Annotated in this window: 25 protein-coding genes; 19 read left to right on the top strand and 6 right to left on the bottom strand. The window is 64.5% G+C overall.

Features of this window, described 5'->3' with window-relative positions; all coding sequences use genetic code 11:
• Nucleotides 1–49: 49 nt before the first annotated feature.
• From RAD10_RS11680 to RAD10_RS11740, 13 genes are all read left to right on the top strand, one after another.
• Nucleotides 50–1,282 carry a flagellar hook protein FlgE gene (locus RAD10_RS11680; protein ID WP_018318456.1) on the top strand — a complete coding sequence of 411 codons (1,233 nt, stop codon included), beginning with the start codon at nucleotides 50–52 and terminating at the stop codon, nucleotides 1,280–1,282.
• A 34-nt stretch (nucleotides 1,283–1,316) separates the two neighbouring features.
• Complete coding sequence (gene flgK / locus RAD10_RS11685) at nucleotides 1,317–2,795, top strand: flagellar hook-associated protein FlgK (RefSeq protein WP_461617587.1); 1,479 nt, start codon at nucleotides 1,317–1,319, stop codon at nucleotides 2,793–2,795.
• 3 nt (nucleotides 2,796–2,798) lie between these two features.
• Complete coding sequence (locus tag RAD10_RS11690) at nucleotides 2,799–3,857, top strand: flagellar hook-associated family protein (RefSeq protein WP_461617588.1); 1,059 nt, start codon at nucleotides 2,799–2,801, stop codon at nucleotides 3,855–3,857.
• A 55-nt stretch (nucleotides 3,858–3,912) separates the two neighbouring features.
• Complete coding sequence (gene flaF, locus RAD10_RS11695; protein ID WP_028145728.1) at nucleotides 3,913–4,257, top strand: flagellar biosynthesis regulator FlaF; 345 nt, start codon at nucleotides 3,913–3,915, stop codon at nucleotides 4,255–4,257.
• Nucleotides 4,257–4,667, top strand: a complete 411-nt coding sequence (gene flbT, locus RAD10_RS11700; RefSeq protein ID WP_018318460.1) for a flagellar biosynthesis repressor FlbT — start codon at nucleotides 4,257–4,259, stop codon at nucleotides 4,665–4,667. The genes flaF and flbT overlap by 1 nt, the downstream gene beginning before the upstream one ends.
• Before the next feature lie 14 nt (nucleotides 4,668–4,681).
• Complete coding sequence (gene flgD / locus RAD10_RS11705) at nucleotides 4,682–5,104, top strand: flagellar hook assembly protein FlgD (RefSeq protein ID WP_461617589.1); 423 nt, start codon at nucleotides 4,682–4,684, stop codon at nucleotides 5,102–5,104.
• Complete coding sequence (gene fliQ / locus RAD10_RS11710; RefSeq protein ID WP_018318462.1) at nucleotides 5,101–5,367, top strand: flagellar biosynthesis protein FliQ; 267 nt, start codon at nucleotides 5,101–5,103, stop codon at nucleotides 5,365–5,367. Before flgD ends, fliQ begins: the two co-directional genes overlap by 4 nt.
• A gap of 77 nt (nucleotides 5,368–5,444) precedes the next feature.
• On the top strand, nucleotides 5,445–7,526 hold the full coding sequence (flhA, locus tag RAD10_RS11715) for a flagellar biosynthesis protein FlhA (RefSeq protein ID WP_091960878.1): 2,082 nt from the start codon (nucleotides 5,445–5,447) through the stop codon (nucleotides 7,524–7,526).
• A complete protein-coding gene (gene fliR, locus RAD10_RS11720) occupies nucleotides 7,523–8,275 on the top strand; it encodes a flagellar biosynthesis protein FliR (protein WP_018318464.1) in 753 nt (250 codons plus the stop codon). Before flhA ends, fliR begins: the two co-directional genes overlap by 4 nt.
• Before the next feature lie 7 nt (nucleotides 8,276–8,282).
• A complete protein-coding gene (locus RAD10_RS11725) occupies nucleotides 8,283–8,702 on the top strand; it encodes a hypothetical protein (protein ID WP_461617590.1) in 420 nt (139 codons plus the stop codon).
• Nucleotides 8,699–9,175, top strand: a complete 477-nt coding sequence (locus RAD10_RS11730) for a rod-binding protein (RefSeq protein ID WP_461617591.1) — start codon at nucleotides 8,699–8,701, stop codon at nucleotides 9,173–9,175. Before RAD10_RS11725 ends, RAD10_RS11730 begins: the two co-directional genes overlap by 4 nt.
• A 42-nt stretch (nucleotides 9,176–9,217) precedes the next feature.
• A complete protein-coding gene (locus tag RAD10_RS11735; RefSeq protein ID WP_461617592.1) occupies nucleotides 9,218–9,730 on the top strand; it encodes a flagellar biosynthesis protein FlgN in 513 nt (170 codons plus the stop codon).
• A complete protein-coding gene (locus tag RAD10_RS11740; RefSeq protein WP_461617593.1) occupies nucleotides 9,727–10,185 on the top strand; it encodes a hypothetical protein in 459 nt (152 codons plus the stop codon). Before RAD10_RS11735 ends, RAD10_RS11740 begins: the two co-directional genes overlap by 4 nt.
• Before the next feature lie 203 nt (nucleotides 10,186–10,388).
• On the opposite strand, the gene RAD10_RS11745 is transcribed toward RAD10_RS11740, so the two are convergent.
• Complete coding sequence (locus RAD10_RS11745) at nucleotides 10,389–11,159, bottom strand: response regulator transcription factor (RefSeq protein ID WP_461617594.1); 771 nt, start codon at nucleotides 11,157–11,159, stop codon at nucleotides 10,389–10,391.
• Nucleotides 11,160–11,979: 820 nt separating this feature from the next.
• Here RAD10_RS11745 and RAD10_RS11750 point away from each other — a divergent pair.
• Nucleotides 11,980–12,936: a hypothetical protein gene (locus tag RAD10_RS11750; RefSeq protein ID WP_461617595.1), complete on the top strand. Its 957-nt coding sequence runs from the start codon at nucleotides 11,980–11,982 to the stop codon at nucleotides 12,934–12,936.
• A gap of 15 nt (nucleotides 12,937–12,951) precedes the next feature.
• Here RAD10_RS11750 and RAD10_RS11755 read toward each other — a convergent pair whose 3' ends face one another.
• A complete protein-coding gene (locus tag RAD10_RS11755) occupies nucleotides 12,952–13,530 on the bottom strand; it encodes a MarR family winged helix-turn-helix transcriptional regulator (protein WP_104461718.1) in 579 nt (192 codons plus the stop codon).
• 658 nt (nucleotides 13,531–14,188) lie between these two features.
• Here RAD10_RS11755 and RAD10_RS11760 point away from each other — a divergent pair.
• A complete protein-coding gene (locus tag RAD10_RS11760) occupies nucleotides 14,189–15,076 on the top strand; it encodes a dienelactone hydrolase family protein (protein WP_461617596.1) in 888 nt (295 codons plus the stop codon).
• 62 nt (nucleotides 15,077–15,138) lie between these two features.
• Here the strand turns inward: RAD10_RS11760 and RAD10_RS11765 are convergent, their stop codons facing one another.
• Nucleotides 15,139–16,407, bottom strand: a complete 1,269-nt coding sequence (locus RAD10_RS11765; RefSeq protein ID WP_461617597.1) for a serine hydrolase domain-containing protein — start codon at nucleotides 16,405–16,407, stop codon at nucleotides 15,139–15,141.
• Between the two features lie 121 nt (nucleotides 16,408–16,528).
• Nucleotides 16,529–17,377 carry an SDR family oxidoreductase gene (locus RAD10_RS11770; RefSeq protein ID WP_461617598.1) on the bottom strand — a complete coding sequence of 283 codons (849 nt, stop codon included), beginning with the start codon at nucleotides 17,375–17,377 and terminating at the stop codon, nucleotides 16,529–16,531.
• Nucleotides 17,378–17,523: 146 nt separating this feature from the next.
• Here RAD10_RS11770 and RAD10_RS11775 point away from each other — a divergent pair, with 146 nt between their 5' ends.
• Nucleotides 17,524–18,276, top strand: coding sequence for an HAD family hydrolase (locus RAD10_RS11775; RefSeq protein WP_461617599.1), 753 nt, complete (start codon nucleotides 17,524–17,526; stop codon nucleotides 18,274–18,276).
• A 24-nt stretch (nucleotides 18,277–18,300) separates the two neighbouring features.
• Here RAD10_RS11775 and RAD10_RS11780 read toward each other — a convergent pair whose 3' ends face one another.
• Together RAD10_RS11780 and RAD10_RS11785 are read right to left on the bottom strand one after the other, a co-directional pair.
• The gene (locus RAD10_RS11780; RefSeq protein ID WP_091960917.1) at nucleotides 18,301–18,708 is read right to left on the bottom strand and encodes a nuclear transport factor 2 family protein; all 408 of its coding nucleotides are present in this window, start codon (nucleotides 18,706–18,708) and stop codon (nucleotides 18,301–18,303) included.
• Between the two features lie 85 nt (nucleotides 18,709–18,793).
• Entirely contained in the window at nucleotides 18,794–20,278 is a 1,485-nt protein-coding gene (locus tag RAD10_RS11785) for a mannitol dehydrogenase family protein (RefSeq protein ID WP_461617600.1), read from the bottom strand.
• A 144-nt stretch (nucleotides 20,279–20,422) separates the two neighbouring features.
• Between RAD10_RS11785 and RAD10_RS11790 the strand changes: the two genes are divergently transcribed.
• From RAD10_RS11790 to RAD10_RS11800, 3 genes are all read left to right on the top strand, one after another.
• Entirely contained in the window at nucleotides 20,423–21,235 is an 813-nt protein-coding gene (locus tag RAD10_RS11790) for a FadR/GntR family transcriptional regulator (protein ID WP_461617601.1), read from the top strand.
• An 81-nt stretch (nucleotides 21,236–21,316) separates the two neighbouring features.
• Nucleotides 21,317–22,282 (top strand): sialic acid TRAP transporter substrate-binding protein SiaP, encoded by a 966-nt coding sequence (locus RAD10_RS11795; protein ID WP_409362392.1) that lies wholly within the window; start codon nucleotides 21,317–21,319, stop codon nucleotides 22,280–22,282.
• A 116-nt stretch (nucleotides 22,283–22,398) separates the two neighbouring features.
• The gene (locus RAD10_RS11800; protein ID WP_461617602.1) at nucleotides 22,399–22,977 is read left to right on the top strand and encodes a TRAP transporter small permease; all 579 of its coding nucleotides are present in this window, start codon (nucleotides 22,399–22,401) and stop codon (nucleotides 22,975–22,977) included.
• Nucleotides 22,978–22,980 lie beyond the last annotated feature (3 nt).

Genomic DNA, 22,980 nt, shown 5'->3' on the forward strand with positions numbered 1-22,980 from the left:
CAAGCAAGATCCCCCATTGTAACTGCAACCTACCAAAGGAGCCCACTTCATGAGCCTGTATGGTGTTATGCGCACCGGCGTTTCCGGTATGAGCGCGCAGTCCAACAAGCTGTCGACGGTTTCGGACAACATCGCGAACGTCAACACCACCGGTTACAAGCGGGCTTCGACCGAATTCTCCTCGCTGATCCTGAAGAGCGGCTCTGGCAATTACGACTCCGGCGCTGTCGAGACAACCGTCCGTTACGCCATCAGCGACGCCGGGCATACGCAGTTCACGACCTCGTCCACCGACCTTGCCGTGCAGGGCAACGGCTTCTTCGTGGTCTCGAACGCCACCAACACGCAGCAATATTTGACGCGCGCCGGCTCCTTCGTGCCGGACGCTCAGGGCAACCTCGTCAACGCGGCCGGCTACTACCTTCTGGGCCAGCCCGGTAAAGTGACCAATTTTTCGCAAAACAGCTTGGCTGGAATGCAGATCGTGAACATCGCCCAGGTCTCGCAGGTGCCGGTGCCGTCAACTGCGGGGACCTTAACGACGGGCAATCTCGATCCGAAGGCGGCTGTCATTGCCGGTCCGCCCGGTCCGGCGTCATATTCGTCGAAAAGCTCGATCGTCGCCTACAACAATATCGGCCAGGCCGTTACGCTCGACGTCTATATGTCCCACACCGCGACGGCGGCCGGCTCGGATACCTGGCAGGTTCAGGTCTACAACTCCGCGACGGGCACCTCTCTCGCCGCCGCCACCACTTTCACCTTCGACACCACCGCGACCGGAAAGGGCGCGCTGGCCGCGGCGAGCCCGACGGGCCTTACGTTCACGGTCCCGGGCGGCGCGGCGATGACCATGGACCTGTCGAACATGACGCAGGTTGGAGCCGACTTCAGCTTCAAGGCCACCGTCAACGGCAGCGTGCCCGCGGCGATCGACAAGGTCGATGTCGACGAGGCGGGCCATGTGACGGCGATCCTCAAGAACGGGCAGCAGTTGACGCTCTACACGATCATGCTCGCCGACGTCGCGAGCCCCGACAATCTGACGCCCGAGCCGGGTAACGTCTATTCGACCAACATGAATTCCGGCAATGCGCAGGCTGGGAATGCCGGCACCGGCGGGCTCGGCACGGTCCAGTCCGGTGCGCTGGAGGACTCCAACGTCGATCTCGCGGACGAGCTCACAGGGATGATCGAGGCGCAGCGCGGCTTCACCGCCAACTCGAAATCGTTCCAGACGGGCGCCGACCTGCTCGACGTCGTCGTCAACCTGAAGCGCTGAATTCTTCAGCGCTCACCCCCGGCAAGAGCAGATCATGTCCCTTACCGCCGCTCTCGACTCCGCTCGCGCCTCGCTCATGGCGTCGGGCATCCAGTCGTCGACGATCTCGCGCAACATCGCCGGTGCCAGCGCCACCGGCTATTCGCGCAAGATCGCCGTGCTGGACAACCTCCCCGGCACCGGCGTCTATGTCGCGGCGATCCAGCGCGCCGCCAGTTCGGGTCTCTATTCGAACGTGCTGACCGCGACCTCGTCGTCGGCCAAGCAGAGCGTGATCTATGACGGGCTGCAGAAGATCGCGGCCGCGACGGTGGACGATCCCGAGCTCGAGCAGTCGCCGACCGCCCAGCTCAACAAGCTGAAGCAGGCGTTGCAGCAATACGCCAACTCCACCGACAATGCGACCCTGGCGCAGGCCGCCGTGACGTCCGCCAAGGACATGGTGACCGGGCTCAACCAGGCCACCAAGACGGTGCAGTCGGTCCGCGAGGGGGCCGACGCCGACATGGCGAATTCGGTCGCCAACATCAACCAGCTGCTGTCCCAGTTCCAGACCGTCAACACCGCCATCGTGAAGGGCACGATCTCCGGCGACGACGTCACCGACTATCTCGACCAGCGCGACAGCATCGTCTCGAGGCTGTCGCAGGAGACCGGCGTCTCGATGTCGATCCGGACCAATGGAGATGCCGCGCTCTATACCGACAGCGGCGTCGTGCTGTTCGACAAGACGGCGCGGGCCGTGAGCTTTGCGCCGACCAACGCCTATACCGCCGGCACCACGGGCAATGCCGTCTTCATCGACGGCGTTCCCGTGACCGGTGCCAATTCCGTCATGCCGCTCAAGTCCGGCAAGCTCGCCGGCCTGGCCCAGCTGCGCGACAAGGACACGGTCACGTATCAGAGCCAGCTCGACGAGATCGCGCGCGGCCTGATCGACGCCTTCAAGGAAAGCGACCAGTCGGCTGTCCCGACGCTGGCGGACCGGCCCGGCCTGTTCACTTATCCCGGCGCGCCCGCGATGCCCGCGAGCGCCACGATCTCGGTGGGCCTCGCCGGGAGGATCTCGGTTGCCGCTTCGGTCGATCCGGCCGTGGGCGGAAACCCGAACCTGCTGCGCGACGGCGCAATCAGCGGCGTTGCCGCCTATAATTACAACACGACCGGCAATGCCGGCTTCTCGGCGCGGCTCCAGCAGCTCATCAACAAGATGGAAGCGCCGCAGCCGTTCGACGCCACGGCCCAGGGCAAGCCGAGCGGCAGCGTGATCGAGTTCGCATCCTCCTCGGCGAGCTGGATCGAGAGCCAGCGCAAGACCGCCGACGACAACGTCCAGTACCAGAATACGCTGCTCGACCGCAGCACCGCGGCGCTGTCCAACGTCAGCGGCGTCAATATGGACGACGAGATGGCGTTGATGCTCCAGGTCGAGCGCACCTATTCGGCGTCGTCGAAGATCATTTCCACCGTCGATGAGATGCTGCAGAGCCTGCTGGCTGCCGTGGGGAATTAAGTCATGATGAGCGCGAACTACATCTCGACCCTGATGCTGTCTTCATCGTTGAGGTCGTCGATCACGAACAACCAGAGCGCGCTGACCAAGGCCTCGAAGGAGGCGACCACCGGCCGTTTCGCCGATGTCGGCCTCGAGCTCGGCACGGGAACGGGCCGCGACGTGGCGCTGCGCGCCGATTTCAACTTCGCCGATCAGCTCGTCGACACCAACGAGCTGGTTGCGGGGCGGCTCGACGTGACCCAGAACCGGATTACGCAGCTCGGCAAGACCGCGTCGGAATTCCTCAAGAACCTGATCGCGGCCCGCGACGCCGAGAGCGGCGCGAAGATCATCCTGCCGAGCGCGTCCGCAAACCTTCAGGACGTCATCGGCGCGCTCAACGTTTCCTACAACGGGTCGTATCTGTTCGGCGGAATCAATACGCAGACCGTGCCCATCACGAACTATACGGCCGGCTCGGCCAGCAAGAACAAGGTCGATGCGGATTTCGCGGCGGCGCCGCCTGCGGGCTTCGGCTTCTCGCAGTCTGCACCCGGCGTGAGCACCATCACGCCGGCGCAGATGCAGAATTTCCTCGACAATGCCTTTGACACCGAGTTCGCAAGCCCGGCCTGGAACACCAACTGGTCGTCGGCCACGGACCAGACGCTGTCGAGCCGCATCTCCACGACCGAGGTCGTCGACAGCTCGGTCAGCGCCAACCAGCCGGGTTTCCGCAAGCTGGCCGAGGCCTACACCATGCTCACCGACCTCGGGAATACGAGCCTGAGCAAGGACACGTTTCAGGTCGTCGTCGACAAGGCGATCGGTCTGGTCAGTGGCGCGATCAACGATCTCGCCGTGCTCGGCGGGACCGTCGGCTCGATCCAGCAACGGGTCACCGGCGCGACCGAGAAGCTGAAGATCCAGAAGGACATCCTCAACGACCAGATCGTCAAGCTGGAGGCGGTCGACCCGACCGAGGCCTCGGTCCGCGTCAACACCCTGCAGACCCAGATCAAGACGGCGCTCGCGCTGACCTCGCAGCTCCAGCAGATCAGCCTCATCAACTATCTCTAGAGCCGAGGCTCGCAACCTCGTCTTGTTACCCGGTCTCCTGCGCAGAGTGATGCTGATGACGTTTGAAGCCTATGAATCGGTCGTCGACGAGAGCGGTTACGAGGCGCGGGGCCGCGAGCGGCAGGCGCTCAGCCTCGGCATCGACCGGCTCGAACGGATTCAGCGAGGCGTGTTCCGCCTCGAGGATCTGGTCGAGAGCCTGCTCTATGTGCGGCGGCTGTGGACGATCTTCATCGAGGATCTCTCGCACCCCGAGAACGGGCTTCCGGACAAGCTGCGCGCCGACATCATCTCGATCGGCCTGTGGGTCGTCAAGGAGGCCGATCGGCTTCGCGAGGAGAGGTCGAACGACGTGATGCAGCTCATCGAAATCAACCGCCTGATCCGAGACGCTCTTTGATGAAGATCTCCTTGCGGGCGGGCGAACGGATCTACATCAACGGGGCGGTGCTGCGCGTGGACCGCAAGGTCTCCGTCGAGCTCGTCAACGACGTGATGTTCCTGCTCGAAGGGCAGGTCATGCAGGCGTCCGACGCCACCACGGCGCTGCGGCAGCTCTACTTCATCGTCCAACTCATGCTGATGAACCCGACCGACATCCGCGACGCCGCGGCGCTCTATGCCCAGCATCACGCGGCCCTGTGCGCCGTGTGCGAGAGCCGGGAGATGCTGGACGGACTGGGCGCGGTCGACGAGCTGGTCGAGGCGACCCGCTACTTCGAGGCGCTCAAGCGGATCCGGGCCCTGTTCCCGGTGGAGCAGGCCATCCTGGCCGGCGCCATCACCGAGTCCCCATTCCAGGCTGCCTGACAGCGGAGAGGTACATGAACGTCAACAGTGCGACCGACAGCAGGAGCAAGTCGTCCAGTTCGACCGGCTCCACCAATTCGACCTCGAGCAACAGCGTCGACTACAACACGTTTCTTCAGCTTCTCGTCGCCGAGATGAAGAACCAGGATCCGACCAATCCGATGGATACCTCGCAATATATGAGCCAGTTCGCGCAGCTCTCGACGGTCGAGCAGGCCATGCAGACCAACTCGAAGCTGGATGCGCTGCTGTCCTCGCAGTCGTTGTCGCAGGCCAACGGCCTGATCGGGAAGACAGTCAGCTTCACCGACGCCACCGGCGCGAACTTCAGCGGCAAGGTCGTCTCGGTCTCCATCAACGCCGACGGCTCCATCGCGACCCTCGAGAACGGCACCAAGGTCGCGGTCGGGCCGGGACTCACGATCAGCCAGTCATGAACGAACGCGACGCTCTCGACATCGTCCAGGCGGCGATCTGGACCATCATCGTCGCCTCCGGGCCCGCGGTCGGCGCCGCGATGCTGGTCGGCACCATCATCGCGCTGATCCAGGCCCTGACCCAGATCCAGGAGGTGACGCTGACCTTCGTTCCGAAGATCATCGTCATTCTCCTGGTCGTTGCCGTCTCCGGCTCCTTCATCGGCGCGCACCTCTCTACTTTCACCGAGATGGTCTATTCGCGGATCGAGCGCGGCTTCTGATCCGCGCGGGCGATCTGCCACCATCCCCGCGTAAGCTTTGCCGGGCAGATTAGGGGTGGACCCTCTGCCGGTGACCCATGGCCGATACGTTAGCTGCTAGCCTGCCGACCCCACGACGATTGGGGGCCGACGCCTTTTTCGCCGGCGGTATCGTGGCCATGCTCACGATCCTGTTCCTGCCGATCCCGCCGATCCTGATCGATCTCGGCCTTGCGTTCTCGATCGCGCTGTCGGCGCTGATCCTGATGGTCGCGCTGTGGATCCAGCGACCGCTCGACTTCTCGGCCTTCCCGACCGTGCTGCTGATCGCGACCATCTTGCGGCTGGCGCTGAACGTCGCAACCACCCGCCTGATCCTGTCGCGCGGCGGGGAGGGCGAGCAGGCCGCCGGCCACGTCGTCGCCGGCTTCTCGAAGTTCGTCATGGGCGGCGACTTCGTCATCGGCCTGATCATCTTCGCCATCCTGGTCACGGTGAATTTCGTCGTGATCACCAAGGGTGCGACGCGTATCGCCGAAGTCGGCGCCCGTTTCACCCTCGACGCCATCCCCGGCAAGCAGATGGCGATCGACGCCGATCTGTCGGCGGGCCTGATCGACGACAAGGAGGCCCAGCGCCGGCGCCGCGAGCTCGAAGAAGAAAGCGCGTTCTTCGGTGCCATGGACGGTGCCTCGAAGTTCGTTCGCGGCGATGCCATCGCCGGCCTGCTCATCACCGCGATCAACATTTTCGGCGGCATCATCATCGGCGTCACCCATCACGGGCTAACGCTGTCGCGCGCCGCCGACGTCTACACGAAGCTCTCCGTCGGCGACGGTCTGGTGTCGCAGATGCCGGCGCTCATCGTATCGCTGTCGGCCGGCCTGCTGGTCTCCAAGGGCGGCACGAGAGGATCGGCCGAGCAGGCCGTGCTGCGCCAGCTCGGCGGCTATCCCCGCGCGGTGTCGGCCGCCGCGCTGATGATGTTCGTGCTCGCCTTGATGCCGGGGCTGCCGTTGGCGCCCTTCGTGCTGCTCGGCGGCGTCATGGCCTTCGTCGGCTACTCGCTGCCGAAGCAGCAGGCGGCCTTGAAGCAGAAGGAGGATGCGCGCAAGGCCGACGAGCGCGCCCAGGCTGAGGCCAAGGAATCCGTCAAGGACCAGCTCAAGACCGCCGAGATCGAGCTGGCGCTCGGCGGCCATCTGTCGGTCCATCTGCTGGGCTCGCGCACCGAGCTGGCCCACCGCGTCGCCAAGATCCGCAAGAAGTTCGCCAAGCAGTACGGCTTCGTCATTCCCGAGATCAAGCTCAGCGACAATCTGTCGATCGACCCCAAGGGGTATCAGATCCGGATCCACGACACCCGCGTCGCCCATGGCGAGCTCAGGCTCGGCGAGGTGCTGGTGCTGGTCGACAAGGACGGCAAGCCCGACGTGCCCGGCGAAGAGGTGGTCGAACCCGCTTTCGGCATGAAGGCGCTGTGGGTGACGGAAGCCTTCACGGACGAAGTCAAGCGGCAGGGCTGCAAGCCGGTCGACAATCTGTCGGTGCTGCTCACGCATTTGAGCGAAGTGATCCGGGCGAACCTCGCCCAGCTCCTGTCCTACAAGGACATGCGCGCGCTGCTCGACCGGCTCGATCCCGAGTACAAGCGCCTCGTCGAGGATCTCTGCCCGTCGCAGATCTCCTATTCCGGCCTGCTGGCGATCCTGAAGATCCTGCTGGCCGAGCGCGTCTCCATCCGCAATCTTCACCTCATCCTCGAGGCGATCGCCGAGATCGCGCCTCATGTGCGGCGCTCCGAGCAGGTCGCGGAGCACGTGCGGACGCGGCTTGCCCAGCAGATCTGCGGCGACCTCTCCGACAACGGCGTGCTCAACGTCGTCCGTCTCGGCAACCGCTGGGACCTCGCGTTCCACCAGAGCCTGAAGCGCGACGCCAAGGGCGACGTCGTCGAGTTCGACGCCGACCCGCGCCTGATCGAGCAGTTCGCGACCGAAGCCAGCGCCGCGATCCGCAAGTTCACCGAGAACGGCACCAGCGTGGTGCTGGCGGTGACGCCGGAAGCCCGGCCCTATGTCCGGATGATCCTGGAGCGGGTGTTTCCGACCTTGCCGATCCTGTCGCATGTCGAAGTCGCGCGCAGCGCCGAGATCAGGGCGCTCGGAGCCGTGTCGTGATCAGCGGCCTTGCCGACAGCGTGCTGGTGACGTTCATCGTGTTCTGCCGTATCGGCGCCTGCCTGATGCTGGTGCCCGGCTTTTCCAGCGTCAACGTTCCGGCCCAGGTCCGCCTATTCGTCGCGCTCGTCACGACGTTCGCGCTGACGCCGATCCTGATCGCAGTGCTGAAACCGCTCACGGACAACGCCGCGCCGCTGACGCTGGCGCTCCTGATCTGCTCCGAGCTCGTGGTCGGCAGCGTCATCGGGCTCGGCGGGCGGGTGTTCTTTCTCGCGCTCCAGACCATGGCGACGGTGATGGCGAGCGCGATCGGGCTCAGCAACATCCCGGGAACGCCGGTCGCCGACAGCGATCCCGCGCCGGCGCTGGTGCCGCTGATCATGGTGTCGGTCACCACGCTGTTCTTCATGACGGACCAGCATTGGCAGGTCCTGCGCGGGCTGATGAACTCCTACGACGTCTGGCGTCCCGGCGACAGGCTCGGCGGCGGCATGGCACTCGACCTGCTCGTCGGCCGCCTGTCGGAAGCGTTCGTGCTGACGCTGCGGATCGCCAGCCCGTTCATCGTCTATTCGGTGATCGTCAACCTGGCGGTCAGCCTGATCAACAAGCTGACGCCGGCAATTCCGGTCTATTTCATCTCCGTGCCCTTCGTGCTGTTCGGCGGCTTCCTGCTGCTCTACCTCACGAGCGACGAGCTGCTGACGCAATTCATGCTCGGCCTCTCGTCCTGGCTGGCGGAGTGAGCCTGTGATGACGTCGCGCGCGGACAAGCTCGGCCGGATGGTTTCGCTGGTGAAGCTCCAGCTCCGGCTGTCCGAATGGCAGCTCGCGCAGCTGCGGCAGCAGGAGAGAAGCCTGCAGGACGAGCAGGAATGGCTGGTGGGAGCCCTGAACGATGGCAAACCGCCGGCGGGATCGTCGAGCGAATCGATCGCGCGGCGCTTGAACAGGACGAGCGTCGGTGCGCGCGCGATCCAGACGCAGGCCGCGCAGCAGCTCGACCAGGTCCGCGCCGAGAGCCGCCGCGTGAAGCAGCTCGAGCAGGTCGCGAAGGCGGCGCTGGCCGACAAGCTCCGTGACGCCGAGAAGCGCTCCCTCGAGGAGATGATGGGAATAAGCCCAGCCGTGCGCGCGTGGACGCCACGGCCAGCCAACCGGAACAAGCCATGATCGTGACCGCGACGCCCGACCTCGTTCTCGACGTCCTCGAGGCCGCCGATCCCGTGACCCAGCGCACGGCGACCGCGAAACTCGATGCGCTGAAATCCTCCGATGCCGACTTCGCCGCCACGATGGACGCGGAGGCCGGCAAGGCGGCGGCAGCTACCGAGCAGTCCGCGACCAAGTTTTCCGAGGCGCAGTCGGATGCAGTGAACGGGGCCCCGGTGCGGATGATCAAGGCGCCGGCGTCGGGCGAGGTGTACCGGAAGTTCGAAGCGTTCATCCTCCAGACCTTCGTCGAGACGATGTTGCCGAAGGAATCCGAGCAGGTCTTTGGCAAGGGCACGGCTGGCGGCGTCTGGAAGTCGATGCTGGCGGAGCAGCTTGGTAGCCAGCTGGCAAAGGGCAACGGCATTGGCATCGCCAAGCAACTGGCCGCCGCCAATCCGGCGGGGCCGAACAGTGCCGGCAAGGCCGGATGATGATCCGCGAACGGGCGACAGAAGTTGAAGGGTGAATTTCCTATGCAGGCACAAGACAGCGCGGCGGCCATGGTGATCGAGCAGCCGGTCGTGGACACCGGGGTGATGACGACGGAAGCAGCAGAAGCCGATGCGCTGCTGCCGGTGCTGCTGCCGATCATAAGCGGCGAGGCCGTGGTTGACGGCGCGGATGCGGCGAGATCGGATGAAGTGCGCGGCCTGCTGGCAGCGATCCGCCGGCTCGAGAGCATCGTCGAGGAGGAGACGGTCGCGCTCACGACGCGTCAGAAGATCGATTTCGACGACTTCAGCGCGCGGAAGAGCCGGAGCATGCTCGAATTCGTCCGCCTGATGCGGGCGCGGATGCATCTCGGCGGCGACGTCGAGGTCACCGAGGAAATTCGGCGGCTGCGCGAGAAGCTCGAGCGGAATCGCTCGATCCTCGAAATGCACTACGACGCGGTGCGCGAGGTCGCGGGCATCATCGTCAAGGCGATCAAGGAGGCCGAGTCGGACGGCACCTATACCGGCCGCGCAGCGCAGGACGGAAAATGATCAGGCTGGTGCTGGCCGGGCTCTGGGTATGCATCCTCACCGCGGGCACGAGCTATGGCGTGGCCTATTGGAAGGAGAACGGCAGCCTGCTGCCGGCGAAGGATGAATATCTCGACGGGCTGCAATACCAGAAGACCCGGGCATTGAGCGTGCCCATGGTCGAGAACGGCAATGTGCAGGGCTATATCGTCGCGCGCTTCGTCTACACCGTGGAGGCGCGGACGATGCACCAGCTCAACGTTCCGCCGGAGCCGTTCGTCGTCGACGAGGCCTTCCGCAGGATCTATGCCGATGACCGTCTCGATTTCAGGAAGCTCGCCCGTTACGACCTCTCCATCCTGACGACCGCCATCAAGCAGCGCGTCAACGAGCGGATGCAGGCTGATGTCGTCCAGGACGTCCTGGTCGAGGATTTCAATTACGTCTCCAAGGAAGAATTCCAGCAGAAGCCGTAGGTCGGGATGGCTTGGAGGCAAATTGAGTTCGGCCGACAGCAGCGCTCTCTGCGTTCCCTCCCCCCTTGTGGGGGAGGGAGCGCACCTCCATCGAGGTGCCAGCGGCGCTCATCCCATCCGTCTCCCGCCCCCGAACGTGCAACGGCCTCCGCGAGGGTGCTTCGCGGAGGCCGTTGTCGTTTCGCCCGCAGGCTTGTGCCGTCTCAGTTGCCGACCGGGTAGGCGGCCGGGACGGCATGCGCCCTGTTCAGGATGATGCCGACCTCGTCGAGCTCCTGCATCGGCACGTCGAGGGTCTCGCCGGCCGGGATGTCGAGGCGGTATCCGACGTAGCGCCGGGCCACGATCGCGTCGAAGCCGAGGCGGTCGCGGAGCTTCTTGCGCAGCTTGCTGACGTGGCTCTCGATCACGCTCTCGTCGAAGGTGGACTCGAAGATGCCGTACACCGCGTTGAATATCTGCGTCTTGGTGATCCACTTGCCGTGATTGCTGACCATATATTCGAGAATGCGCAGTTCGCGGCGGGGCAGCGTGAGGGCGTGGCCCGCGATCTCGGGGTCACGGCCGTTGAAGAAGACCTGGATCCTGCTCTCGCAGGGCCTCGGCAGCTCGCCCACCCGGCGGCGCGCGATCGCGGCCGTTCGGGCAAGGATCTCGCGCAGGTGGATCGGCACGTGCACGACGTCGTCGACGCCCGATTCGAATAGCTCCAGCGTGTTCTTGAGCATCTTCTGGCCGCTCATGGCGATGATGGGAGCCGAGGAACGCTTGCGCATCGCCCGCGGCAGGCTTCCGCGGGCATCGCAATCCCCGAGGAGGAAGGCGTCCACCGCCGCCAGATCCGATTCACTCGCGGATTGCAGCCAGTCCCAGAATTCTCCGGAGGAGAAGCCGATCGACGATACGCCTTCGCGAACGAGCCCTCCGACATAGCTGTTCGCGACGCTCTCGCGATCATCAACGATAATATACATCAGTCTTTCGCCCCTGTTTCGCACCTGTCGCGGCCGGTTGGTTGTTGTGATGCCCGGCTCGGCAACGATGCTGTTTGACGACATTCCTTCCCGCGAACCGTTGTTATGGTTTCGATATTCGCGGGCAGCCCTACGCATTCAGTGCCTGCGTCTCGCAGGCCTGCTACTTCAACTCGATACTGAACGCTTACTGCGTGAGGCCCGGCGGGTGTCTTACGGATCACCTCGCGGGGCGGATTGAGAAACGACCTAGAACAGTTGCGCCAAGTTGCTCATCGCGTCCGAACGCCGCTGAATCTGTGTCGATCTCCTCGCCAACTGGCGAGAATCACTTGAGTAGGACCGTAACAATTGCCGATTTCCGATCAAGCGTGCGTAACAAAGCGATTGCTACGTGTGCTTGATGCTGTTGGTTTGTTTCGGGTTGTTTCTTGATATATTCAAACGCATCAGTTGATTTGGAAACTAAACTAGTTCTGCATGGTCATGGGTCTAAGGTTCCGCATCCCCGTTCAATCACAGCTATTTTAGGCGGTGTGGTGGATCAGGCATATCGAGGGGTTTTCAACCCGGGATTGACTCTCGTGGGCGTGTTTCCCCATGTGACAATTCGACTCACGTGTGGCGGCGAGACTCCAGCTTGGCGAAATCTTGGCGAGTGTGTGTCTTTCGAGTCGCACTCTTGCCACGTCCATGACGCGATTGACTCATGTGACGTCGCATCGCGCGCGATAGAAAAGTTTTCGATGCGCACGTTTCAGGCAAGCTTCGGCAAATAACGTCACCGTTCGACAGATCGAACCGAACGGAGCATTTTCACATGTTGTCCGATGGACAAGCTCGTCCCAACGCGACCACTGATGTTTCCGCAACGACGAAGCCGGCTCCCGAAGCGCGCGATACGAAGGACGATACGGCGCGAGCGCCCAGGCCTGCTGCGGGCGCAAAGCGAGCGTCGGCCGCGGCAAGCGATGAAGCTCTCGCGAAGGAGGCACTCGAGGGGCTGAAACGTATTCGCGCCAAGGCGCGCCTCGACAAGATGGCGATCCCCAAGCCTGCGCCGACCGTGATCAAGCCGGCCGTGATCGTCGCCAAGCCCCCGCCGCCTCGTCCGACATGGGTTGCGCCGCTCGCAACATTGGCGGTCGCCGCCATGTTGGTGGTCTGCGCCTGCACCGGCGTGATCGCCTATCTCACCACGCAGCCCGCCCAGAACAACGTTGCAGCCAATACGGAGATCAGGAATCTGCGCGAGACCGTCGCGCATCTGCGCAAGCAGGTGTCGGGCGTGTCGGAAAATCTCGACGGCCTGCGCACCGCGGTGGATCAGTCGAGCAAGGCGACCAATGACCGTTTCGGCAGGTTCGCCGAGAATCTGGACCGTATCGAGCGGGTGAGTTCGTCCTCGACGGTGAAGCTCGACAAGCTCGCTCAAGCGCAGGTTCAGACGCCGGCTCCGGCGCCGGCCATGGTGCAATCGCAGCCCTCGCCACCGCAAGGATCGATGATGGCCTCGGTCGCAGCGCCCGAGTTTACGGGCTCGGTGTCCCCGTCCGAGCGCGCGCCGGCGCCGCGGAAGGTGATCAAGGGTTGGTCGGTCCGCCAAGCCTATGAAGGCATTGCGATCCTGCAGGGTCCGAACGGCGTCATCGAGGCCGTGCTGGGACAGCAGGTGCCAGGTCTTGGCCGCATCGAGGAGATCAGGAGCGAGAACGGGCGCCTGGTGGTGGAGGCGAGCGGCGGTGTCATCTATTCGTCGCGCAAGGCGACGCCCTGATCTAGGGGCTGTCCTCTATTGGCGGTGATGCTCGAAGCTGGTGCATAGCAGATCGACCTCCGCCTCCGCGATCGGCGAGCGGAACAGGCGGCAGCTGAACTCGGCCGCTGCCTTGCTGTCGTTGGTGGTGCGCTCCTCCCGGAGGAAGATGCATCGTTTGCAGACGTCGGTGTGGTGCCGCTGCTCGGCCGCGTCCGACTGATCCAGCACGTGCCGGAACGTGTCGCGGAAGCGGATCTTGACCTCGTCGTCGAGAACGGCAATCGCCTCGATGAGAACGCTGACGGGGTCGCGCACCAGGAACTTCTTGCCCTGCTGCGTCACGCTCAGCATCACCGAGCGCTTGTCGGTGGCCGAGCGTTTTCGCTCGATATAGCCCAGCCGCTCGAGCTCCCCGATGATGAACGAGGCGGTGCCGCGCGTGGTGCCGACGTAGCTCGCGAGCGCCGAAGGCGTCCGGGAAAAACGGTTGGCGCGGGAAAGGAAGCGCAGCGCCATCCACTCGCGGTCGCGCAAGCCGTGCTTGGTGCCTTCGAACCACAGGATTCGTGCGACCTGCTCCAATAGTTCAATCGATTCGCGAGCCAAATTCATTTCAATTCCAGATCGGATAAAGCTTTATTCAATTGAGCCTTGGGGTGCGCAATCTGTGTGGACGAGAATGAAGTCCTCGCGTGATCCTTCGTCCGTTGCCGGACGGCGGACCGCGCGTGGGGAAGAAGCTCTCCGTTGCAGAGATGGAACTTCCGGCCGTGGAACTAGGGCGTCACAAAGAAAGTTCGAGTAAATCGCACGGCTCAAGTCCTCCGAAAATTTCAATCAAATGACGACGGCTCGCGCGTGATTGAACGGTGATGTGCGATGCGCGAGCAACATGATGTGTCATTGTGGCCGCTGCGGTGCCCATTTGTTGCGGGTGTGCGTCTCGAAGGCGCGCACATGCGCGTCACCTGCAGCGCCTGGCGGTGTGGCCAGCCGAGGGAGAGTCGTCTTTTTCGGTTAATGGATGTTGCGATGCGGTGCAGCTAGACGGTTAAGTCCGGCGCACGAGCGATGCGAATGTCAGAGTGCCGTGCCGCAGTCGTCGAACTTTGGCGCGATGAGCCGATGCCCGAGACTGCGCCGGTGCAGAAACGGCACGGTCTGGCCTGAAAGCGCGCGTGCTCGCAGGCTGGTGATTTGCATCTCGCCGGCAACTATTGGCGAATGCGTCGCCCCCGGGGCACCAGTATAGGCAGCAAGGGATAGACCGATGAGCTTCGAAACCACCATGACATCCGACGTCGTCGGGTTGACGAAAGTTGCCCCGGTCTCGCGCCGCGGATTCATGAGCGCCACCGCGGCCGTGGCGGCCGGCTATACACTGGCGGCCGGGCCCGTGCGCGCCGAAGTGATCACGACCGACACCCATGGCCTCCAGACCGGCGAGGCCAAGGTCAAGGTCGGCTCCCAAGAGATGCCCGTCTATTTCGCCCGTCCTGCCGGCAATACCAAGGCGCCGGTGATCATCGTGGCGATGGAGATCTTCGGCCTGCACGAATACATCAAGGACGTGACGCGGCGCCTCGCCAAGCTCGGTGCGTTCGCCATCGCGCCCGACTATTACTTCCGCAAAGGCGTCGACCTCACCAAGATCACCGACATCAAGGATCTGCTGCCGGTGGTCAATGCCAAGCCTGACGCCGAGCTCATGTCCGATCTCGACGCGACGGTGGCATGGGCAGGATCGCAGGGCGGTGACACGGCCAAGCTCGGCATCATCGGCTTCTGCCGGGGCGGTCGCACGGTCTGGGAATATGCCGCCCACAACGGCGCGCTCAAGGCCGGCGTCGCCTTCTATGGCACCTTGGTCGATCCCGAAAATCCGCTGTTGCCGAAGAGCCCGATGCAGCTCGCCCCCGAGATGAAGGCACCGGTGCTCGGCCTCTATGGCGGCGCCGATACCGGCATTCCCGTCGCCCAGGTCGAGCAGATGAAGGCCGCGCTCGAGCAGAGCAAGAAGACGGCCGAATTCAAGATCTACCCCGAAGCGCCGCACGGCTTCCATGCCGACTACCGCGGCAGCTACCGCAAGGACGCCGCGGAAGATGCCTGGAAGCAGGCGCAGGCCTGGTTCAAGAAGTACGGCGTGTTGAGCTGACGCTGGTCAAAACAAAGGGGCGGCCCGATCGGTCGCCCTTTCTCTTTCAATGCGTGCCGATCTTACTTCACCATCGCGCCATAGACGATGTCCTGAACCTGCTCGCGATAATACTTCCTGAGCTCGCCGGGCGCAGCCGTTCCCACCACGACGACGAGGCGTTCCTTCGGGTCGCAGAAGAACTGCGTTCCGTAGGCGCCGTTCCAGGTGAACTCGCCGGGATTGCCGGGGACCGACGACAGCCCTTCGCTGGTGCGAACCGCGACCGAAAGGCCGAAGCCGAAGCCGCCGCGATGCGGCTCGACATTGGCCACGTTGTTCTTGATCTCGGGGCCAAGGTGGTTGGTCGTCATGTGATGCACGGTCTTCGGACCGAGGATGCGCTGGCCGTCGAGCTCCCCGCCGTTGAGCAGCATCTGCCCGAAGCGGGCGTAGTCGCCGACCGTCGCAAACGAGCAGGCGCCGCCGCAGTCGAACTTGGTCGGGGTGTCGAGCAGCTTGATCGCCTGCGGCTTGCCCGTCAGCGGATCGTTGGCAAACGGGCGGGCGAGGCGAGGGCGCTGCGCGTCGGTCGGGTGGAAGGTCGCGTCCTTCATGCCGAGCGGCTGCCAGACATTGGCGGCGAGATACTCGCCGAGCTTCTGCTCGCTCACCTTCTCGACGACGGCGCCGAGCACGTCGATCGAAAAACCGTATTCGAACTCGGTCGAGGGCTGATGCGCCAGCGGCAGTTTGGTGATGCGGTCGATGAACGCCTGGGTGTCGCCTTCGATCGCCGGCGCGACGCCGTCGGGATATTGCCGCGCCACCGGGCTCGAACTGTCGGGCCGGCCGCCATACATCAATCCCGAGGTGTGCCGGTAGAGATCGTGGATGAAGATCGGCGAGGCCTGCGGCTCCAGCTTGAGCGAACCGTTGGCCTCGGTCACGCCGACCTTCATGTCGGCAAAGCCGGGATAGTAATCGGACAGCTTGGCCTGGAGCGCCAGCCGTCCCTGCTCCATCAGCGTCAGGCCTGCGACCGCGGCCATCGGCTTGGTCATCGAGGCCAGCGCGAAGATCGCATCGATCGGCATCGGCGTGCCCTTGTCCGGATCGAGCATGCCGTAAGCCTTGTAGTGCACGAGCTTGCCGTCGCGCGCGATGGCGACCACCGCGCCGGGAACGCGCTTGGCGGCGATCTCGCGAGCGAAGAAATTGTCGAGGCGCGCAAGGCCCTGACTGGAGAAGCCGACGTCGTCGGGTTTGGCTTCGGGCAGCGGCGCGGCGATAGCCGTGCCGAATGTGATGACGGCAGCCGCCGCCGCGATCATAGCGATCGTCTTGTTCATTATGTCCTCCCGCACGAGCTCGTTGTGTGAGTGGCTCGTTGCACGCCTAGATCACGACTGCCCCGGCGCGAAGTCAAGCGCGGGCAGGGCATGTCTGGGACGTGCCGGACGCGGCGGTGCCTTATCGTGCTTCGCCTGCATGCCACAGCGCATCAAGGCCGTGCCGATAGGTCGGGTGGACAAGCGTGACGCCGAGCTCGCGCTTCAGTTTTGCGTTGGAGACGCGGGCGCTGCTGGCATAGAAGCTGCGGGCCATCGCCGACATCTCGGCCGTCGCGAACGTCTCTTCGGGCGGCGGCGCAACGCCCATCAGTTTCGCTGCATAGGCGATCACGTCCTGCGGCGGCGCCGGCTCGTCGTCGCAAACGTTCCAGATGCCGCCGCTTCCGTGGTGAATGGCAGCCATGATCGCGCTCGCGATGTCGTCGACATGGATGCGGTTGAAGACCTGTCCCGGCTTGATGACGCGGCGGGCTGTCCCGGCCCGCAGTGTCGCCAGCGCGTTGCGGCCGGGGCCGTAGATGCCCGCAAGCCGCAGGATCGCGGCATCGCCGCGCGCAATGTCCATCCAGGCCTGCTCGGCGGCAACCCGCATGCGGGCGCGGTCGAGCGTTGCCTGCGGCGGGGTACTCTCGTCGACCCAGCCGCCGGCGTGATCGCCGTAGACGCCAATAGTGGAGAGATAGACGATCTTGCGGCGGCCCGCCGCCAGCACGTCGCCGAACGCGGCGATGGCGGGGTCGTCGGCGCCGCCGGGTGGGATCGACACCACAAGGACATCGGCGTCGCGAACCTGCTCGACCGTCTCGCGCGACGGGCGGCTGCCGGAAAAGGCGTGGACCTCGATGCCGGCGAGGTCGTTCCGCTGCGCGGGATCGCGCACGGTGCCGGCGATATGTGAGAAGCTGCCGCCGTTTTTGCGGGCAAAATGCCGGGCACTATAGCCGAGGCCAAGGATGAAGAGCCGCATGCGTCTCCTGTGCAGGTCGAAAGTTCCCGTCTGCGCCGTCGCGCGTCGTTTGCTCATAAGAGATTTTTGGGTCCGGCAAAAGATATTGCGATTTGTCTCGCCTCCTGCCTCGGGCGATGTTCGCCTGTCACAGGGAGGCATCGATCATGCAGGCAGAAGCGCTCGCCTTGGTGCCGCCGGATGCCAATGAGCTGGTCCGGCGCGCGGCCGCGCTGATCTTCGACGTCGACGGCACCCTGGCCGAGACCGAGGAGCTGCATCGGCAGGCCTTCAACCATGCCTTCGCGCGCCACGGTCTCGACTGGCAGTGGGACCGCGCCGTCTACAAGGACCTGCTGCGGGTGACCGGCGGCAAGGAGCGCATGCGCGCCTACCAGGAAAGGCTAGGGATCGCGCCGGCTCTGTCGGATGCGGACATTGCAGCGCTTCACCGCATCAAGACCGCGCATTACGCCGGGCTGGTCGAAACCGGTTGCTGTTCCCTAAGGCCGGGCGTGATCGAGCTGCTCGCTGCGGCGAAGGCGCGCGGCCAGCGGCTTGCGATAGCGACCACGACCTCCCATGGCAACATCGATGCGCTGCTGTCGCAGGCGCTGGGGGCAGGTTGGGCTGCGGAGTTCGACGCGATCGTCGCCGGTGACGACGTCAGGCACAAGAAACCCGCGCCGGACGTCTATCTGGAAACGCTGGCCCGGCTGAGGCTGGACGCTGCCGACTGCGTCGCCATCGAGGATTCCGCCAATGGCTTGATTGCGGCCTCTCGCGCCGGCATCCCGGTTCTGATCACCCGGAGCATGTTCTTTGCGGATGATGATTTTTCCGCGGCGCGGGCCGTGCTGGATGACCTGTCGGAACTGGCCGCCAAACAAAAAACTGAAAAACAACCCCATGCACAGTAGCTCACGCCCGGGTGCTGGCAGCGTTCAGTGGACCCGGTGGCTCGCTCTATCGTCCTCAGCCTGCTCGACAATCTGCGCGATCGGGCTCGACTGGTGGTGCACCAGGCGCCACTCGTCGCCAACGCGGCGAAAATGGTTGGCGGCGGCCAGAGCGGTGCCGTCGACGATCTCGATGCAGAGCACGCGGGCGCTGTCGCCGTCGACGATGACCTGCGGCTCGGCGCAGACGATCTGGGGGCGCTCCGGGTTTTGCAGGATGTCGCGCCAGCTGCCGATCACCGTGGCGCGCCCGATGATGGCCGGCCAACCGGGATGGATGCAGGAGATGCCGTCGTCGTCCGCCCACATCCGTTCCATGCCGTCGAAGTCGCCGGTCGAGAATGCGGCGTAAAAGGCCGCGTTGGCGGCGATGATCTTGCTGTCCTTTGCCATCGCTCTCGGGTGGGGCAAGGACAGGCAAAAATCAAGCGCGACTTCCGTCGACTTTGAACGCAGTGCAGCATTGCCCGCTTTGTAGTCACACGGAGACGTGTGTCTCTACGGCACGCCGCGTGCCATCCTTGTAGAGCCGGCCGAGCGCCGCGGTCACGGCCTCGCGCAAGCGCGGATCAGTGCCCAGCGGTCCGAACACCTTCTCGACCCCGAGCAGTGCAGGGGCGAGCCGTTCGGCGATGGGGCCGGCCTCGCGCGCCAGCGCGGCGAACTCGGCGGCAAAGGGATCGCGCACGTCGATCGCGCGGCCCTGCTCGTCGATCGCGCTGACGTAACGCATCCAGCCGGCCACCGCGAGCGCATGCGTTGCGATCGGCAGACCCCTGGCGAGGCGGTCCTGCATCGCACCGAGCAACCGCTGCGGCAGCTTCTGCGAGCCGTCCATTGCGATCTGCCAGGTGCGGTGATGCAGCGCCGGATTGGAAAAGCGCTTGAGCAGCGAGGCGCGATAGGCGACAAGGTCAGTGCCGACAGGCATCGTCAGCGTCACCGCGGCTTCCTCCATCACCTGCGCGGCGAGCCGCGCGAAGTGCGGATCCTGCATGGTGTCGGCAATTGTCTCGTAGCCTGCGAGATAGCCGAGATAGGCCAGCGCCGAGTGGCTGGCGTTGAGCAGCCGCAGCTTCATCAGCTCGAACGGCCTGACGTCGGTGACGAGCTCGACGCCGGCGGCGGCGAGGTCGGGCCGGCCGGCGGTGAAACGATCTTCGACCACCCATTGCGTGAACGGCTCGGTCATCACGGGCCAGGCGTCGCGCATGCCGAGCGCGTTCGCGACCGCATCGCGGTCGGCATCATTCGTCTCCGGGACGATGCGGTCGACCATTGTTGAGGGGAAAGCGGCATTATCCACGATCCACTTGCCGAGTTCCCTGGAGCGGAGCGCGGCGAACTGCGTCACGATGCGCTGTACGGTGTGGCCGTTGGCGGCGAGGTTGTCGCAGCACATCACGGTGAAGGGCGGGGCGCCCAGTGCGCGCCGCCGCGCCAGCGCAGCGACGATGAAGCCGGGCGCCGAGCGCGGCGCGTCGAAATTGTTGAGATCGTGCACGATATCAGGATGCCGTTCGTCGAGATCGCCAGTCTGCGGCGTGTGGCAATAGCCTTTCTCGGTGACCGTCAGCGAGACGATGCGAATGGCGGGATCGACCATCCGCTCGACCAACGCTGCCGGGCTTTCGCGTGCGACGACGCTGTCGAGCAGCGCGCCGATGACGCGGTGCTCGGTGCCTTCGGCGGCGCGCACGGCAACGGTATAGAGATGATCCTGCGGGGCGAGGGCGTCGCGCGTATCCGGGCTGCGCAGGCTGGCGCCGACGATGCCCCAGGACGAGCTGCCTGCCGCAAGGCAATCGTCGATGACGACGGCCTGATGCGCGCGATGAAACGCGCCGAGGCCGAGATGCACGATGCCGGGCGTGATGCGCGACCGGTCGTAGGCCGGACGGCGGATGCTAGGTGCCAGCCGGTCGAGATTGGCGCAGCCAAGGCGCGTTGAACCTGGGCGCATGGACGTCTCCCCTTTGCTTTGCCGCTGCTTGACATGGCGCCCGTATCGGGTCAATGCTCCGGTCAATTGGTAAGACCAATTTTCCAAAATTGGCGGGCCGTGGGCATTTCAGGTGCCCCGCGCGACCCTTTCGGGAGGACCAGCGTGCCGCTGGAAGCTGTGGAGGCGAGACGGCTTTACCGCCAGGTCGCCGATCAATTGCGAAGCCTGATCGACAGCGGCGAGTACGCGGTCGGCAGCCGCTTGCCGACCGAGCGCGAGCTCGCCGAGCAGCTCAGAGTGTCGCGGCCGACCGTGCGCGAAGCCCTGATCGCGCTCGAGGTCGAGGGCCGCCTGCGCATCCGCGTCGGCTCCGGCATCTATGTGATCGAGCCCGCCGCAATCGCCGCGCCCGCAGCCGCGTCCGTCATCGAGGGCCCGTTCGAGCTGCTGCGCGCCCGCGAGTTCCTCGAAAGCGCCATCGCCGAACAGGCCGCGCGCGTCGCGACCAGGGACGATATCGCCCGCATCGACGCCTCGCTCCTCGCAATGGAGAATGTCGAGCATCCCGGCGAAGCCTCGATGGTGCACGACCGCGCGTTTCACGTCGCGATCGCCGGCAGTCTCGGCAATGCCGTTCTGGTGCGCGTCGTCGGCGAGCTGTTCGACCAGCGCCTCAATCCCTATTTCGCGCAGCTTGCGCATTATTTCGAGAGCCCGGGCACCTGGCGCACCGCGCTCGACGAGCATCGCGCCGTGCGCGAGGCGATCGCGGCGCATGATCCGCAAGCTGCGCGCGAGGCGATGCGCGCCCATCTGGCGCGGTCGCAGGAGCGCTTCGCGCAGAATTTCGGCGCCGAGAAAGCAGCAGGATCGTCTTCGGGGCGGGGCCGCACCGTGCGATCCCCGGCGAAGCCGGCGACACCAAAGCGCCCACCGAAGAAGCAGGCCAAGAGCGGCAGCGCGCGGCGGCGATGAGATTGTACGGCCCGCTTCCAGCCGGGGCGGGCGAACAAGAAGCAGACTTGAACGATGGAGGAAAAGTCGATGTTGAAGAAAATGACGATTGCAGCAGTGATGTCCGCCGCCACACTATTGGCGGCCACCCAGGCCAGCGTGGCGCAGACCAAGCTCAAATGGGCCCATGTCTACGAGACCTCGGAGCCGTTCCACACCGCCTCGGTCTGGGCCGCGCAGGAGATCGGCAAGCGCACCAACGGGCGCTATGCGATCGACGTCTATCCGGCCTCGCAGCTCGGCAAGGAAGCCGACATCAACCAGGGCCTGTCGCTCGGCTCGGTCGACATCATCATCTCCGGCTCGAGCTTCGCGGCCAAGAGCTTCCCGCCGATCGGCGTGACCTATTATCCCTATACGTTCCGCGATGCCGATCATCTGCTCGCCTACACCAAGAGCGACATCTTCAAGGAGCTCGCCAAGGGCTATGAGGACAAGAGCGGCCACCACATCGTCGCGGTGACCTATTACGGCGTGCGCCAGACCTCGTCGAACAAGCCGATCAAGACCTGCGCCGACATGAAGGGCCTGAAGATGCGCGTGCCCGACGTTCCTGCCTATCTCGCGATGCCGCGCGCCTGCGGTGCCAACACCGCGCCGATCGCCTTCGCCGAAGTCTATCTTGCGCTCCAGAACGGCACCGTCGAGGCGCAGGAAAACCCGCTGACCACGATCGAGGCCAAGAAGTTCTACGAGGTGCAGAAGCACATCGTGCTGACCGGCCATATCGTCGATCACCTTAACACGGTGGTCGCGGGCGCGCTGTGGAAGAAGCTCTCCGACGAGGACAAGAAGATCTTCACCGACGTCGCCCAGGAGGCCGCCGCCAAGGCGACCGCGGAGATCAAGCAGAACGAGGCCAAGCTGGTCGCCTTCTTCAAGGAGAAGGGCTTGAGCGTGACCGAGGTCGACAAGAACGAGTTCCGCGACACCGTGCTGAAGAACGTCGCGTTCGAGACCTTCGGCTATCGCAAGGCCGACTGGGAAAAGATCCAGGCGGTCAAGTAATCGATGCCAAGTCGTTCCGGAGCGACGCGTAAGCGTCGAATCCGGAACCTCGAGATTCCGGGTTCGGCTCTTCGAGCCGCCCCGGAATGACGATCGAGAGATTTGAGGAGCAACCCATGTCCACCGCCGAAATACACCGGCAGATCACCGCGGACGAGATCGCCCATACCTTCGAGGAGGAGGCGACGCCGAAGGTCGACCTCGGCATCTACGCGTTCGAGGACTGGGTGGCGCTCGCGATCTTCTGGGTGATGGCGCTCGCCGTCTTCCTCCAGTTCTTCACCCGCTACGTGCTCAACGACAGCTACGCCTGGACCGAGGAGATCGCGACCTATTGCCTGATCGGCGTGGTCTTCATCGGCGCCTCGATGTGCGTGCGGCTGTCGCGGCACATCCAGGTCGACCTCGTCTACCGCTATCTGCCGCACCTCGTGGCGCGCGCCCTGTCGACGGTGATCGACCTGATCCGGATCGCCTTCTTCGGCTACGCCATCAAGCTGGTCTGGGTCTACATCCAGATCATCGGCGATGAGTCGATGACCACGATCAACTTGCCAAAGGACTACGTCTATTACGCCGTGCTGGCCGGTTTCGTGCTGATGTTCGTGCGCTCGGTGCAGGTGGCCATCCAACATTTGCGACAGGGTTATTCGATCCTCGAACGTCCCGGCGCCTACGACGGTTTTGAAGGATAAGAC

The sequence above is a fragment of the Bradyrhizobium sp. 23AC genome (assembly GCF_054863025.1).

What these genes read in the sequence shown, in the direction of transcription:
- RAD10_RS11735 (WP_461617592.1), top strand. Translation starts at nt 9,218, where the DNA reads ATGCAGGCACAAGACAGCGCGGCGGCCATGGTGATCGAGCAGCCGGTC.
- RAD10_RS11725 (WP_461617590.1), top strand. Translation starts at nt 8,283, where the DNA reads ATGACGTCGCGCGCGGACAAGCTCGGCCGGATGGTTTCGCTGGTGAAG.
- flgK (WP_461617587.1), top strand. Translation starts at nt 1,317, where the DNA reads ATGTCCCTTACCGCCGCTCTCGACTCCGCTCGCGCCTCGCTCATGGCG.
- RAD10_RS11760 (WP_461617596.1), top strand. Translation starts at nt 14,189, where the DNA reads ATGAGCTTCGAAACCACCATGACATCCGACGTCGTCGGGTTGACGAAA.
- flgD (WP_461617589.1), top strand. Translation starts at nt 4,682, where the DNA reads ATGAACGTCAACAGTGCGACCGACAGCAGGAGCAAGTCGTCCAGTTCG.
- RAD10_RS11780 (WP_091960917.1), bottom strand. Translation starts at nt 18,708, where the DNA reads ATGGCAAAGGACAGCAAGATCATCGCCGCCAACGCGGCCTTTTACGCC.
- RAD10_RS11770 (WP_461617598.1), bottom strand. Translation starts at nt 17,377, where the DNA reads ATGCGGCTCTTCATCCTTGGCCTCGGCTATAGTGCCCGGCATTTTGCC.
- RAD10_RS11775 (WP_461617599.1), top strand. Translation starts at nt 17,524, where the DNA reads ATGCAGGCAGAAGCGCTCGCCTTGGTGCCGCCGGATGCCAATGAGCTG.
- RAD10_RS11750 (WP_461617595.1), top strand. Translation starts at nt 11,980, where the DNA reads ATGTTGTCCGATGGACAAGCTCGTCCCAACGCGACCACTGATGTTTCC.
- fliQ (WP_018318462.1), top strand. Translation starts at nt 5,101, where the DNA reads ATGAACGAACGCGACGCTCTCGACATCGTCCAGGCGGCGATCTGGACC.
- RAD10_RS11795 (WP_409362392.1), top strand. Translation starts at nt 21,317, where the DNA reads ATGACGATTGCAGCAGTGATGTCCGCCGCCACACTATTGGCGGCCACC.
- RAD10_RS11745 (WP_461617594.1), bottom strand. Translation starts at nt 11,159, where the DNA reads ATGTATATTATCGTTGATGATCGCGAGAGCGTCGCGAACAGCTATGTC.
- RAD10_RS11785 (WP_461617600.1), bottom strand. Translation starts at nt 20,278, where the DNA reads ATGCGCCCAGGTTCAACGCGCCTTGGCTGCGCCAATCTCGACCGGCTG.
- RAD10_RS11690 (WP_461617588.1), top strand. Translation starts at nt 2,799, where the DNA reads ATGATGAGCGCGAACTACATCTCGACCCTGATGCTGTCTTCATCGTTG.
- RAD10_RS11730 (WP_461617591.1), top strand. Translation starts at nt 8,699, where the DNA reads ATGATCGTGACCGCGACGCCCGACCTCGTTCTCGACGTCCTCGAGGCC.
- RAD10_RS11755 (WP_104461718.1), bottom strand. Translation starts at nt 13,530, where the DNA reads ATGAATTTGGCTCGCGAATCGATTGAACTATTGGAGCAGGTCGCACGA.
- RAD10_RS11765 (WP_461617597.1), bottom strand. Translation starts at nt 16,407, where the DNA reads ATGAACAAGACGATCGCTATGATCGCGGCGGCGGCTGCCGTCATCACA.
- flaF (WP_028145728.1), top strand. Translation starts at nt 3,913, where the DNA reads ATGACGTTTGAAGCCTATGAATCGGTCGTCGACGAGAGCGGTTACGAG.
- flhA (WP_091960878.1), top strand. Translation starts at nt 5,445, where the DNA reads ATGGCCGATACGTTAGCTGCTAGCCTGCCGACCCCACGACGATTGGGG.
- RAD10_RS11680 (WP_018318456.1), top strand. Translation starts at nt 50, where the DNA reads ATGAGCCTGTATGGTGTTATGCGCACCGGCGTTTCCGGTATGAGCGCG.
- RAD10_RS11740 (WP_461617593.1), top strand. Translation starts at nt 9,727, where the DNA reads ATGATCAGGCTGGTGCTGGCCGGGCTCTGGGTATGCATCCTCACCGCG.
- flbT (WP_018318460.1), top strand. Translation starts at nt 4,257, where the DNA reads ATGAAGATCTCCTTGCGGGCGGGCGAACGGATCTACATCAACGGGGCG.
- RAD10_RS11800 (WP_461617602.1), top strand. Translation starts at nt 22,399, where the DNA reads ATGTCCACCGCCGAAATACACCGGCAGATCACCGCGGACGAGATCGCC.